The organism is Devosia naphthalenivorans (assembly GCF_003056355.1).
In the GTDB taxonomy this organism is placed as follows: Bacteria; Pseudomonadota; Alphaproteobacteria; order Rhizobiales; family Devosiaceae; genus Devosia; species Devosia naphthalenivorans.
Map to the genome: position 1 here is coordinate 1 of NZ_PYVW01000009.1, position 13029 is coordinate 13029.

A 13029-nucleotide genomic window follows, 5' to 3' on the forward strand; every position below is an offset into this window, starting at 1 on the left:
GCAGGCTGCCGCGAAAATCCGACCTGGCAACCATCACCGACGAGCACCTGCAAACCATTGTCGCCCTCTACAACAACACCCCGCGAAAATGTCTCGACTTCCAAACCCCAAATGAGGTCTTCTCCAGCTTCTCTAACCGTGTTGCACTTCAAACGTGAGTCCACCTCCCGGCCTGCGCCGGGATGACATCGCGTGTGTTCTGATGTCAGCGCCAACTTATCCCCCTTCTCCCCTCACCCACGGGGTCATGTCATCATCCCCCCATTCCCGCACATGCTGCGCGGTCGCGACGAACGGTCGGTGCGGGAATGCCGGGTGAGATGGGGGTCGCTCCATCTCCTGTGGCACAAGGATGATCTGGCACCGATTAAAGCCCCCGGTGTGACTTTCGGCACGGGCGACTAGCCGCAGACGGTCCTTACTCCATAGAGCCCCCGGAAACATGGGGCGAGGTGGGTTCCACCTCTACCAATTTTGCCGGACGACCGGCACCGGGACGAACCTCGCCCCATGTCGCAGCCTTCTGCGGCGAACACCGACCCATCAACCGCAGGGTTTCAGGCTCGGGCGGCGCTTTGGCACGTCTTGCCGCTACCCCATCTCACCCGCCATCTCGGCGAAGAAGCCTTCAGGGCTCTCAACCTCCCTGAGCCTCCTGCCATCGATCATCAAAAACCGGCTGCCCAACCCACGCACGAAACTCCGGTCATGCGACACGAGGATACACGTAGCGCCATGTGCCAGGATCTCCTCCTCCAGCCGCTCCTGCCCCGCGATGTCCACATGGTTGGTGGGTTCATCCAGCAAGTAGAAATTGGGCTGCAGCAAGCGCATCGCGAGCAGCCCCAGCCGGGCCCGCTGCCCGAACGAAAGTTGGCTGATCGGCCGATCCTGCTTCTCCAGCTGAAACCCTGCCGCGGCCAACAGGCTCTTGCTTCTCTGATCACCCTCGTCGAATGCCGAGGTGATGTAGTCGAGCGGCGAACGCTTGTCGGGCAGGAAGCTCATCGCCTGGTCGACATAACCCGGCACCACCTGCGGGCTGATGCGGATGCCCGGTGTCTCGCTCCCGTTCATTGCGCGGTGCAGCAGCCCCATGAACTGCGACTTGCCCGTGCCGTTCCGTCCCATGATCACCAGCCGGTCACCCTGGAAGATGTGCAGCTTGTCGATCCGGAACAGCCTGTCGCCGGCAGGTGTCGTGACCTCGACATCCTCCACCGCGACCATCACCCGCGCCTGGGCACCGCTATTGCCCAGCCTGATCTCGCCACTGCGCTCCTTGTGCACCGCATGGACCGCTGTCTCGATCTTCTCGGCCCGCTCGCGCAGATATTTCGACTTCACCACCAGAAGGTCGCTGCCCGAGTTGATGCCGATATTGGTGAGCTTGGATGCCTGCTTGCGCAACCGGCTAACCTCCTTCAGATCCCGTTCGCGCTTGGCTTCCGCGGCTTCATCGATCTCAGCCAGGGCAAGCCGCGCCTTGCTGTAGGGCAGCGCGAAATAATGCGACGCGTCCGGCCGCAGGAACAGCGTGCGGTTGGTCGTAGCGTCGAGGAACTGCCTGTCGTGGCTGGCTATAATCACGGGGATATAGCGCGCCGCCTCGTTGATCCAGTTCTCCAACTGCACCAGCTTGCCCAAATCCAGATGGTTGGTCGGCTCATCCAGCAGCAGGGCATCCGGCTGCAGCACCCAGCAGCGCGCGATCAGCGCAATGCGCTGCCAACCGCCACTCAACTCGTTCAGCTTGCGGTGACGCATCGCCTCAGGCGCCTGGAATTCGTCCAGCACCACATCGACCCGCCAACTATCAGTCTCGCGCTCCGCCACAGGCAGCGCCTCCAGCACAGCCTCGTAAAGCGTCAGGCCCATGCTCTCGGCCGGCATGTCCTGCTCGACATAGCCCACCTGCAGCCCTCGCGAGCGGACGATGTCGCCGGAGGTCAACTCACCCTGCCCGGCCATGGCCTTGAGCAAGGTCGTCTTGCCGCGTCCGTTCCCGGCGACGAGACCGACACGGTCGCCATCGCCGATGACGAAGTTCAGATTGGAAAACAGTGTTTCGGTGGCCACAAGGCCGGCATTGCGGAGGCTGATCGAGCCCATCTTGATCTCACTGGGTGCGGCGGCTGCCGTGCAGCGCGCCATTGCCGATTGGGAGGTGGCCGGCGCAAGCGCCCGAGCCACCACGAAGGGCAAACCGGAATGGGAAAGACAGGAAGAAACGTCCGTACCAGGTCCTGGTCAGCCCTGCAGCTTGAGCCACAGGGCCTGGACGGGGCCACGCGAACGGTGCTCGAACATTTCGATCATGGAGCCCTCCCTTCGCTTGGTGCTGGCCATATACCAGCCATAGCCAAACCCGCCGCGAAAATCAATTCGCAGCAGGATTAGACCAGGTAGAATAGGACAGACGCCAAAAACAACGCCCCAATACGCGGGACGGAAAGCTTGGCCAGCCGGTACGCAATACCAATAAACCCGGCTTGCGGCCAATGGATGACGGCAGGTGAACCAGATGGGGATTGATACGCAGTACGAAGATCCCGGCCGGCTCGCATACGGCAACTCCAAACAAAAGACCGTATGTCAGTTGTTCTACGCCCTTGCGTTTAAGAAAGTGCTTTCAAGAAGCAAACGGAACGTAAACCCGCCGCCCAATCTTGGGACGGTTCTGTTCCGTGGCGGGATCAGCGCAGGCGGTCCCGACCCTCGATCTCCCCGGTGCATGCGTTGAAGTCGATCAGATAGATGACGCCGCCCCGCGTAGCCCGAACCTGGATGTTGTCTTCATGCTGCACATTGAGCGCGATGTCCTCATATCCGAGGTCAGCGATGGCATTGCGGATCTGCCGATCGGTCATGCACATCGGCAGGCGCGGATCGCGTCGATGCAGATCAGAAGGTTCGTCCCCGAAAAAGATGCCAAAGCCTTGAGCGTGTGACACCGACGGCGTAGCAAACAGCAATGCCGCCAGCGCAATCTTCAGAAATCTCACCTTAGCCTCCTCCGGACACGATCCGACACTGTCACGGGTAACACTTTGCTGACGTAAACGCATGGCTAAGAGCGCAGTTGCTATAGTACGAAGGCTGCAGCAAACCCTGCCCTGGGTTTCAACCCGCCTGCCCCAATATGGTAGAAGTTGACCTCGCCCGATTCGGGTACAGAAACGGAACATGAATGTCGCAAGCAGAAGACCTTTTCGGCGGCTCGATCGAAGTCGAGCCCCAGCGCGCCAAGACCGAGGCGCCAAAGCTGGCACCCAAGTCGGCCGCCGCGCCCGGGTCCTACTCCGCAGCGGACATCGAGGTTCTGGAGGGGCTTGAGCCGGTCCGCCGCCGCCCCGGCATGTATATCGGTGGCACCGACGCCAATGCCCTGCACCATCTGTTTGCCGAAGTCATCGACAACTCGATGGACGAGGCCATTGCCGGTCATGCCACGCGCATCGAGGTGCATGTCGGCGCCGACGGCTATGTCACCGTCTCGGACAATGGCCGCGGCATGCCCGTCGAGCCACACCCGAAATTCCCGGACATGTCGACGCTGGAGCTGGTGATGACCAAGCTGCATGCCGGCGGCAAGTTCGACTCCAAGGCCTATGAAACCTCCGGCGGCCTGCATGGCGTTGGTGTTTCGGTGGTCAACGCGCTGTCCGACGATCTGATCGTGGAAGTTGCGCGGGACCAGGTGCTGTATCGCCAGACCTATTCGCGCGGCATTCCCCAGACCAAGGTGGAAGTCGTCGGCCGGGTGAACAACCGCCGCGGCACCACGACCCGCTTCCATCCAGATGCGCAGATCTTTGGCGATACTGCGCATTTCTCCGCTGCGCGCCTGTTCCGCATGACGCGGGCCAAGGCCTATCTGTTCGGCGGCGTGGAACTACGCTGGAGCTGCGACGAAAACCTCGTTACCGAAGATGCCCCGGCGAAGGCGGTCTTCCATTATCCCGACGGTCTCAAGGATTTCATGACCGCCCGTATCGAGGGCGAGACGCGGATCGTCGATGAGCTGTTCGCCGGCAGCCACGGCAAGCCCGGCACCCACGGCGCAGTGGAATGGGCAATTGCCTGGACCTTGGGCGATGGCGGGGTTTCCTCCTATTGCAACACCGTGCCCACGCCCGATGGCGGCACGCATGAGGCCGGCCTGCGGCTGGCGCTGCTGCGTGGTCTCAAGGGCTATGCGGAGCTGACCAAGAACAAGGCCGCCACCATCCTGACTGCGGAAGACGTTTTCGCCCATTGCAGCGCCATGCTGTCGGTCTTCGTGCGCGAACCCGAATTCGTCGGCCAGACCAAGGACAAGCTGGCGTCGGGCGAAGCCACGCGCATCGTGGACACTGCCCTGCGCGACGCTTTCGATCATTGGCTGGCCGCCTCGCCCAACCAGGCTGGCAAGTTGCTGGATTGGGCCGTGGAGCGCGCCGAAGAGCGCCTGCGCCGCCGCAAGGAAAAGGAAATCGACCGCGCCAGCGCCACGCGCAAATTGCGTTTGCCCGGCAAGCTGGCCGATTGCACGCAAACGGCGGCACAGGGCGCCGAACTTTTCATCGTCGAAGGCGACTCGGCAGGCGGTAGCGCCAAGCAGGCGCGCAATCGCCAGAGCCAGGCCGTGCTGCCGCTGCGTGGCAAGATCCTCAACGTTGCCGGCGCAAGCCGCGAGAAGATGCAGGCGAGCCAGCTGATCTCCGATCTGATCCAGGCGCTCGGCTGTGGCACGCGTGACCGCTATCGCGAAGACGATCTGCGCTACGACAAGATCATCATCATGACCGACGCCGACGTGGACGGCGCCCATATCGCTTCATTGCTGATGACGTTTTTCTTCCAGGAAATGCCCAAGCTCATCGATGGCGGGCATCTGTACCTCGCCCTGCCTCCGCTTTATCGCATCACCCAGGGCGGCAAAACGCTCTATGCTCGCGATGACCTGCACAAGGACGAGTTGATGGCGGCCGAGTTTACCGGCAAGGGCAAGGTCGACATCACCCGGTTCAAGGGCCTTGGCGAAATGCCGTTTGCGCATCTGCGCGAAACGACCATGTCACCGAAGTCGCGCACGCTGCTTCAGGTGAAGATCAGGGACGATCTGGATGCAACGCGGATCAGCGTCGACCGCCTGATGGGCACCAAGCCGGAAGCGCGGTTCGATTTCATCCAGGAGAACGCCGCCTTCGTCACCGACCTCGATATCTGAAGACTTGCGCTGTCCCAATTAAGCACAAAAACGGCAAGGCCGTTGACAGACAAGGTCTTTGCGCTATGGTCCGCGCCGGTGAAGCTTCTCCGGCTTGACGGCCGTTTTATTGACACGGTCGGCAGATGCTGAAGGGGCCTCAGGGCCACTCCGTCGTTTCTGCAGGTCTTGCATCCCGTCCGGTGGCCGCTCCAGTTCGCGGGCGCGTGCGCTTTTCAGGATGTTATGCCCGCAACTGACGACCCGGTGTACCGTTCGAATAGTTCGATGCGGAACTGGCCCCGGGCTGCCCTAATATTGGATTAGCAGATTTGAGCGACGATTTTTCCGGGCTTGGCCTTTCAACCAAAGTAACCGACGCGGTCACCGCAGCCGGTTACACCAAGCCAACCGAAATCCAGGCACAGGCAATCCCGCATGTTCTTCAGAAGAAGGACATTATCGGCATTGCACAGACCGGCACCGGCAAGACGGCGTCTTTCGTGCTGCCCATGCTGACGCTGCTGGAAAACGGCCGCGCCCGCGCTCGCATGCCCCGCACGCTTATTCTCGAGCCGACGCGCGAACTCGCTGCGCAGGTCGCGGAGAACTTCGAGAAGTACGGCAAGAACCACCGGATCTCGATGGCGCTGATCATTGGCGGCGTTTCCTTTGAAGACCAGAACAAGAAGCTTGATCGCGGCGTCGACGTTCTGATCGCCACGCCCGGCCGACTCCTCGATCAGATCGAGCGCGGCAAGATCATGCTCAATGGCGTCGAAATCCTCGTCATCGACGAAGCCGACCGCATGCTCGACATGGGTTTTATCGACGACATCGAAAAGATCTGCTCGCGCCTGCCGGTGCGCCGCCAGACCATGCTGTTCTCGGCGACCATGTCGTCTGAGATCGAGCGGCTGACCAAGAAGTTCCTCAAGGACCCTGTGCACGTTCAGGTTTCCCGCCAGAGCTCGACGGCCGACACTATTGACCAGAAGCTGGTCCATGTCCCATCCAAGCCCGATGAAAAACGCGCCAAGCTGCGCGACCTGATACATTCGGCCGAAGGGCTGACCAACGCGATCATCTTCTGCAATCGCAAGCGCGACGTGGCGACCTTGGCGCGCTCACTGGAGCGGCATGGATTCAGCGCCGGCGGGCTGCATGGCGACATGGACCAGAAGAGCCGCACCGACACGCTCGACGCCTTCAAGAACAATCGGCTGACCCTGCTGGTGGCCAGCGACGTTGCCGCACGCGGGCTCGACATCCCCGCAGTGAGCCACGTCTTCAATTTCGACGTTCCGGTTCATGCCGAAGATTACGTGCACCGGATCGGTCGCACGGGTCGCGCAGGCCGTTCGGGTGTGGCCTACACGCTTGTCGGCCCCGCCGACAGCAAGCACCTCGATGCCATCGTCAAGCTGATCCAGAAACCGATCGAATGGATGGAAGCCACAGCCGTGGAAGCCGAAGAGCCCAAGGAGGAGCGCTCGGCTCGCCCGACTCGCACCCGCCGCGGCGGAGCGCGCACGCGTCCGGTTGCTGCCGCAGCCGAGGCAACAGAGGTCCAGCCAGCAGAGCAGTCGCCGAGCAAACCCGCTTCTGAACAGGAACGTCCACGCCGGCAGCGCACGCGACCAGTGGCCGAGGCCGTTCAGGCAATTGAAGCTCCTTCGCCAGTTGCTTCCGAGCAGGCAGACACCCCGCCCGCCCGGGAACAAGAACGCTCCCGCCGGCAGCGCACACGTCGTCCAACCGAAGACCGTGATGCAGAGACCGAAGACGTCAGCAACTCGCCTTTTGGCAATGACGGCCCGATTCCAGCCTTCTTGTTGCGCCCCGTCCGTATCGCAGGCTAGCTGAACTTGAAGATTGCTGTGCAAGGCAATCTTCGGCGCTCCGTCTTGGTGTTGTATTCCTTAACACCGAAGCGATAGAAGTATTCTGCTGATCGGCGGGTGCAGACAACTGCCGTGTCGATTCCGAATATCGACGCGTGAGGGGTTCTGGTGTCGGAGCAGGAATATAAGCGGGCGCTCGGCTATGCCAATGCAGCACTTGATCTTCTGCGGCGCAGTGGCATTCCACCCTATCCGCAGTTCTACGAACTACTTTACACTTATTCTACTGGCGTCAACCCAGACCTGAACAATCGCATCAATGCGATATTCCGGGACGGCGGATCGCCGGACGCCGATCTTGCTGAAACGCTCTACAACGAGTTCCTGAAGTCCGATGTGAACGATCGGATGAACCATGTTTCACAGCGGATGCACGACCGCATCGAAGCGGTCCATCATGCCATCGACGCGGCCCTGTTGACCGCGCATGCTTATTCAGGCTCGCTCGAAGCGGCGACTGGCGACCTCGAAAAAACCATATCACCAGCGGCGATCAGCGCCCTCGCCAAGCGGCTGCTGAAGGAAACGCTGCACATGCAGGAGACCAATCTGTCTCTTGAACAGAAGCTGCAGGATTCTCGTGACGACATAGCCGGGCTGCAGCGCGATCTCGACGATGTACGCCGCGAATCCCTGCTTGATCCACTGACCAAGATCGCCAACCGCAAGAGTTTCGATGAAGGACTCGCAGAGGCGATTGGCAATGCCTTATCAAGCAGTTCGCCGCTCAGCCTGATGATCGCCGACATCGATCACTTCAAGAGCTTCAACGACACCTATGGCCATCAAACCGGAGACCAGGTGCTCCGGCTTGTGGCCATGACGTTGAAATCGAACATCAAGGGCAAGGACCTGGCGGCACGCTATGGCGGCGAGGAGTTCGTCGCCGTCCTGCCGTCGACCGACCTCGCTGGGGCAGTAATCGTGGCCGAGAACGTTCGGAAGGCGATCCAGGCCAAGGAATTGTTGAAGCGGTCGACCAACGAGAAACTCGGCCGGATCACGGCTTCCTTCGGCGTGGCTGTGTTCCAGCAGACCGACACAGCAGCGTCACTGATCGAACGCGCCGACCGGTGCCTCTATGGTGCCAAGCGCGCCGGTCGCAATCGTGTGGTCAGCGAGGACGAGCTGAACAGTGTGCTGGAAAGAATCAGCGCCGGTGCCTCCGCCGCCTAACTCGCCGGCTTGAGCTCCACGCCCAAGCCTTGGAGCATGTCCCAATATTCAGGGTAGGTCTTGCCGGTACAGGCTGGATCCAGAATCGTTATGCCCGTTATCCGGAGACCAGCCAGCGCAAAGCTCATGGCAATGCGGTGATCGTGGTAGGTCTGGATACGGGTAAGGTCAATGCGATGGGCCAGCTTGCTGCCAAGGTCCGGGTCCGAGGCGACCAGCAGGTCATCCCCCTCCTCCGTGCCGAGCCCCGGCAAAATGCGCGACAACTCCGTCGCCACCGCGCGGGTGCGGTCCGTCTCCTTGACGCGCAGATTGGCGATACCAACGAAGCGAACGGGATTGTTGTTGAAGGCGGCGAGCACAGCCAGCGTGGGCACCGCATCCTGCATCTGCGAGCCGTCTATGACAGCAGGCATGTTGGGAAACTGTGCGATCACCGCCTGCGCCGCGGCGTCGGGTTGCGAGAACGCCTCGGGGGAAACACCGAGATCGATCTTGCCGCCCGTAAGCGCCTCCGCTGCCCACAGATAGGTGGCCGCAGACGCATCCGGTTCAATGTGGAAATCAGTTGCGACATAGCCGGTCGGACGAACCAGCCAGGTGCCAGCGTCGCGTTGCTCGACCTCGGCGCCGAAGCTGCGCATGGCCGCCAAGGTGAGATCGACATAGCCGCGAGCGCCGATCTCGGTGCCGGTAAGGGCAACCTCGATCGGGCCGTCGCCCAGAGGGGCGGCCATGAGCAGGGCCGAAACATATTGACTGGACAGGCCAGCGTCGATTTCGACGCGCCCATTGCCGAAGCTGCCATTGCCGCGAACGGTAACCGGCGGGCAACCGGTCGGGCTGGTTGCATCAATGCCGAGCGACTGAAGAGCCGTGACCAGGGGCCCGATCGGACGGACGCGCATCTCCGCGTCGCCATCGACAACGACTTCGCCGCTGACAGTCGCCACTGCTGCGGTGAGAAAGCGCGTCGCCGTGCCGGCATTGCCGAGGAACAATGATTCATCCGGCTGCTGCAAGCGGCCGCTGCTGGTGACGACAAAGGTCGTTGCATCAGGCTCATCCACGGTCACGCCCATCTGGCGCAGTGCGGCAGCCATGAGCGTGGTGTCCTTGCTCTTGAGCGCACCCGTAAGGCGGCTCGTCCCCTTGGCGAGAGCCGCCAGAAGCAACGCGCGATTGGTGATGGACTTGCTGCCGGGGGGTGAAATCCGCCCGACGAGCGGATGGGCCGGGGGAACGATGGTCAGGGCGGGAGGGAGCGAACTAAGCATGATGGCGCGATAGATGCCTCATGGTGGCCCGCTACGCAACTGGATAGATACCGCCGGGCTCGGAGCGGGTCGCTCAGGCCGTGGCGCGCGCCTCGGCGATAGCCTTGAGGTCCGCAGCCTTGAGCGTAACGCTCTCGCCGCAGCCGCATGCGCCGGTCTGGTTCGGGTTCGTGAACGTGAAGCCTGAGCTCATTCGGGAATGTTCGAAATCCATGACCGTGCCGAGCAGGTACATGGTCGCCTTGGGGTCAATCCAGACGTTCACGCCCCTGTCGGTGACATGGTCGTCGCCCTTCATCGGCTCGGTGACGTAATCCATGGTGTAGGACACGCCAGCACAGCCAGCGTTCTTGATGCCCACGCGCAGGCCGATCACCGGCTTCTCGGAATCCTCGATGATCTCCGTGATGCGCTCGGCGGCGGCGTCGGTCAGGGACATGATCTTGAAGGCCATGGAGATACCTCGTCTATCGGCGTTTCACGATATATATGACGGAACGCTGGTGATTACCACCAGTTCAACGCCACCTGGGCTTCTTCGCTCATTCGTGATGCGTCCCAGGGCGGATCAAACACCATGTTGACCGTAACATCCTGGATGCCTTCGACACCGCGGGCCGCGTTCTCGACCCAACCGGGCATTTCGCCAGCCACCGGACAGCCGGGCGCCGTGAGCGTCATGTCGATACTAAGGTTGCGGTCATCGTCCAGGTCGACCTTGTAGATGAGCCCAAGCTCATAAATATCGACAGGAATTTCGGGATCGTAGACGGTCTTGAGCGCCCCGATCAAATCGGACGTGATGCGCTCCACCTCCGCCTCGGGCAATGCAGCGGAGACGTTCGGCGTGATCCGAGCCTCTGGAATGGTTGGGGCTGGCGCGATTTCGGGTTCGTCGGTCATGGGGTCCTCGCGGCTCAAGCGAAAAATTTCTGGGCGCGTTCGATGCCGTCCACCAGCGCATCCACATCGTCCTTGCCGTTATATAGGGCGAAGGAGGCGCGGCAGGTAGAGGTGACGCCGAAGCGATTGAGAAGCGGCTGGGCGCAATGGGTGCCGGCGCGAACAGCAATGCCGTAGCGATCGAGAATGGTCGCGACGTCATGGGCATGGGCACCCTTGATCTCGAACGAGAAGATGCCGCCCTTGCCCGGCGCCGTACCGATCATTCGGAGAGAATTGATGCGGGTCAGCCGTTCCTGGGCGTATTGGGCAATCTCATGCTCGTGGGCGTCGATCGCCTCGCGGCCGATATCGTCCATATACTCCAGCGCACGTCCCAACCCGATGGCCTGAACGATGGGCGGAGTGCCGGCTTCGAAGCGATGTGGCGGCTGGTTATAGGTGACGCCTTCCGTGGTGACGGTGTCGATCATCTCGCCGCCGCCCTGGTAGGGCTGCATTTCGGCCAGCAGGTCATACTTGCCGTAGAGAACGCCGATGCCGGTGGGCCCATAGAGCTTGTGGCCGGTCATCACGTAGAAATCGGCGCCAATATCCTGCACGTCGACCTTGGTGTGCACGGCGCCCTGCGAGCCGTCGATCAGCACCGTAATCCCCCTGGCGTGGCATTCGGCTACAATCGCCTTGATCGGGGTAATGGTGCCCAGCACGTTACTCATATGCGTAACGGCAACCATACGGGTGCGGGGGGACAGTTGGGCGACAAAAGCATCAAGATCGAAGCTGCCATCGTCGCGCACGTCGACCCACTTCATTACCGCGCCCTTGCGCTCGCGCAGGAAGTGCCAGGGAACGATGTTGGAGTGGTGCTCCATGATCGTGGTGACAATCTCGTCGCCCTCCCCGATGCGGGGACCGGCGAAGGATTGCGCGACGAGGTTGATGGCCTCGGTCGCCGATTTGGTAAAGACGATTTCCTCCGGCCGGCTGGCATTGAGGAAGCGCTGCACGGCGAGGCGCCCGCCTTCATAGGCTTCGGTGGCACGATTGGCGAGCGTGTGCAGGCCGCGATGCACATTGGCATATTCGTGCCGAAACGCATGATCCATCCGGTCAAGCACCTGCACCGGCTTCTGCGCCGAGGCGCCGCTGTCGAGATAGACAAGCCGCTTGCCATGGATCTGCTCCGACAGGATCGGAAAATCGGCGCGGACTTTTTCGAGATCGAAGGTCATATCCAACTCCACGGAGTCATTCCCGCGAAAGCGGGAACCTCCGTTTTCCATGAGCGCTGGCGTCGACAAACAGGGGTTCCCGCTTTCGCGGGAATAACCCGATAGTTTGTCAACCAGCCTTGCCCAGCAGCCACCGATCCACCACGCCGTGCAAGGCCTCGGCCAGAGCTTCGTTCTCGACCGGATCGAGCACTTCCTCGATGAAACCGCGAACCAGCATGGTCTCCGCCTCGGCCTTTGGAATACCGCGGCTCATCAGATAGAACATGCTATCTTCGTCGAGCTCGCCGCAGGTGGAGCCGTGACCACAAACCACGTCGTCGGCGTAGATCTCGAGCTCGGGCTTGCTCAGGATCTCGGCCTCGTTGGAGAGCATCAGGCCCTGCATCATCATCTTGGCATCGGTCTTTTGCGCATCGCGCTCAACCACGATCTTGCCCTGGAACACCGCCTTGGAGCGGCCACGAGCGATCTGCTTGTAGAGCTCCTGGCTGGTCGTGTTGGCGACGCCGTGCCGGATATCGATGGTGATGTCGTTGTGCTGGCCATCTTCGACGAGGTTGAGCCCGGTGAAATCACCATGGGCGCCCTCGCCCGTGAAGCGGGCGAAGATCTGCGAGCGCGACAGGGCCGCGCCGGCATGGATCGTCACCGTGCGCAGCTTGGCGCCATCAGCGATGGTATATTCGCTGGTGGAGAACTGCGTCGCAGCCCTGGGCGAAAGATCGATCACGATGTGGGTGACCACGGTATTCCTGCCGACAGCCAGATAGGTCGCGTGATTGCCCACATGGGCCGCATCGGAGCTCGACAGGGTCTCGAGGATCGTGACCGAGGCGTTGTCGGCCACGAAGATCTTGGCAGAATCCAGCACGTGCGCTGCTTCGCCTTCGATCCGGCGATCAATCTGGATGACCTGCTCGATCGTGTTCTCGATGGTCAGCGTCAGGCTTTCCTTCGCCAGCGCCGTATTGAGGTGCACCAGCACATCGTCACGCGTGCTGAGTGCATTGCCCTCGGCCTTCCCGACAATCACGCCCGCAGGTGCGTTGTCGTCATAGGCCACTGCCCCGTTGGCGATGGTGATCTGGTGCGCGCCTTCGACGTGGAACGGCGTAGCGCCAGATTTGAGGAAGGCATCCAGAGTGTCGTTCTGGTCGGCAAGCGGCGGCACCGACCGCAGCAAGGTCTTGAGATCGGTATAGTGATAGCTCTCGACCCGCCGCGTGGGCAGGCCGGCAACGCTGATGCGCTCGGCTGTCGCCGCAGCACCTGCGCTATTGAGCTGCTCGATCAGGGTATTTTCGGCTGCGCCGAGCCGGACAGGAACGGAAAAGGCCATG

Annotated in this window: 10 protein-coding genes; 3 read left to right on the forward strand and 7 right to left on the reverse strand. The window is 61.5% G+C overall.

The window, feature by feature from the left end:
* Positions 1-591: 591 nt before the first annotated feature.
* Together C8264_RS12240 and C8264_RS12245 are read right to left on the reverse strand one after the other, a co-directional pair.
* On the reverse strand, positions 592-2112 hold the full coding sequence (locus C8264_RS12240; RefSeq protein WP_108461413.1) for an ABC-F family ATP-binding cassette domain-containing protein: 1521 nt from the start codon (positions 2110-2112) through the stop codon (positions 592-594).
* Between the two features lie 584 nt (positions 2113-2696).
* Complete coding sequence (locus tag C8264_RS12245) at positions 2697-3005, reverse strand: hypothetical protein (protein ID WP_108461275.1); 309 nt, start codon at positions 3003-3005, stop codon at positions 2697-2699.
* Positions 3006-3190: 185 nt separating this feature from the next.
* On the opposite strand from C8264_RS12245, the gene parE reads away from it, so the two are divergent.
* The 3 genes from parE (at position 3191) to C8264_RS12260 (ending at position 8271) form a co-directional block, all read left to right on the forward strand.
* Entirely contained in the window at positions 3191-5212 is a 2022-nt protein-coding gene (gene parE / locus C8264_RS12250; RefSeq protein ID WP_108461276.1) for a DNA topoisomerase IV subunit B, read from the forward strand.
* 311 nt (positions 5213-5523) lie between these two features.
* Entirely contained in the window at positions 5524-7053 is a 1530-nt protein-coding gene (locus tag C8264_RS12255) for a DEAD/DEAH box helicase (protein ID WP_108461277.1), read from the forward strand.
* 150 nt (positions 7054-7203) lie between these two features.
* Positions 7204-8271 (forward strand): GGDEF domain-containing protein, encoded by a 1068-nt coding sequence (locus C8264_RS12260; protein WP_108461278.1) that lies wholly within the window; start codon positions 7204-7206, stop codon positions 8269-8271.
* On the opposite strand, the gene aroA is transcribed toward C8264_RS12260, so the two are convergent.
* The 5 genes from aroA to sufD form a co-directional block, all read right to left on the reverse strand.
* Positions 8268-9548: a 3-phosphoshikimate 1-carboxyvinyltransferase gene (gene aroA, locus C8264_RS12265; RefSeq protein ID WP_108461279.1), complete on the reverse strand. Its 1281-nt coding sequence runs from the start codon at positions 9546-9548 to the stop codon at positions 8268-8270. The two genes, C8264_RS12260 and aroA, sit on opposite strands and share 4 nt — an antisense overlap.
* Before the next feature lie 73 nt (positions 9549-9621).
* A complete protein-coding gene (locus tag C8264_RS12270) occupies positions 9622-10002 on the reverse strand; it encodes a HesB/IscA family protein (protein WP_205245672.1) in 381 nt (126 codons plus the stop codon).
* A gap of 53 nt (positions 10003-10055) precedes the next feature.
* Positions 10056-10451: an SUF system Fe-S cluster assembly protein gene (locus C8264_RS12275; RefSeq protein ID WP_108461281.1), complete on the reverse strand. Its 396-nt coding sequence runs from the start codon at positions 10449-10451 to the stop codon at positions 10056-10058.
* Between the two features lie 14 nt (positions 10452-10465).
* Positions 10466-11686: a cysteine desulfurase gene (locus C8264_RS12280; protein ID WP_108461282.1), complete on the reverse strand. Its 1221-nt coding sequence runs from the start codon at positions 11684-11686 to the stop codon at positions 10466-10468.
* A 109-nt stretch (positions 11687-11795) separates the two neighbouring features.
* Entirely contained in the window at positions 11796-13028 is a 1233-nt protein-coding gene (sufD, locus tag C8264_RS12285) for a Fe-S cluster assembly protein SufD (RefSeq protein WP_108461283.1), read from the reverse strand.
* Position 13029 lies beyond the last annotated feature (1 nt).

Excerpts from the sequence above, each read along its gene's own strand:
- parE (WP_108461276.1), top strand. The coding sequence starts at position 3,191 with ATGTCGCAAGCAGAAGACCTTTTCGGCGGCTCGATCGAAGTCGAGCCC.
- C8264_RS12280 (WP_108461282.1), bottom strand. The coding sequence starts at position 11,686 with ATGACCTTCGATCTCGAAAAAGTCCGCGCCGATTTTCCGATCCTGTCG.
- C8264_RS12270 (WP_205245672.1), bottom strand. The coding sequence starts at position 10,002 with ATGGCCTTCAAGATCATGTCCCTGACCGACGCCGCCGCCGAGCGCATC.
- C8264_RS12275 (WP_108461281.1), bottom strand. The coding sequence starts at position 10,451 with ATGACCGACGAACCCGAAATCGCGCCAGCCCCAACCATTCCAGAGGCT.
- sufD (WP_108461283.1), bottom strand. The coding sequence starts at position 13,028 with ATGGCCTTTTCCGTTCCTGTCCGGCTCGGCGCAGCCGAAAATACCCTG.
- C8264_RS12240 (WP_108461413.1), bottom strand. The coding sequence starts at position 2,112 with ATGGGCTCGATCAGCCTCCGCAATGCCGGCCTTGTGGCCACCGAAACA.
- aroA (WP_108461279.1), bottom strand. The coding sequence starts at position 9,548 with ATGCTTAGTTCGCTCCCTCCCGCCCTGACCATCGTTCCCCCGGCCCAT.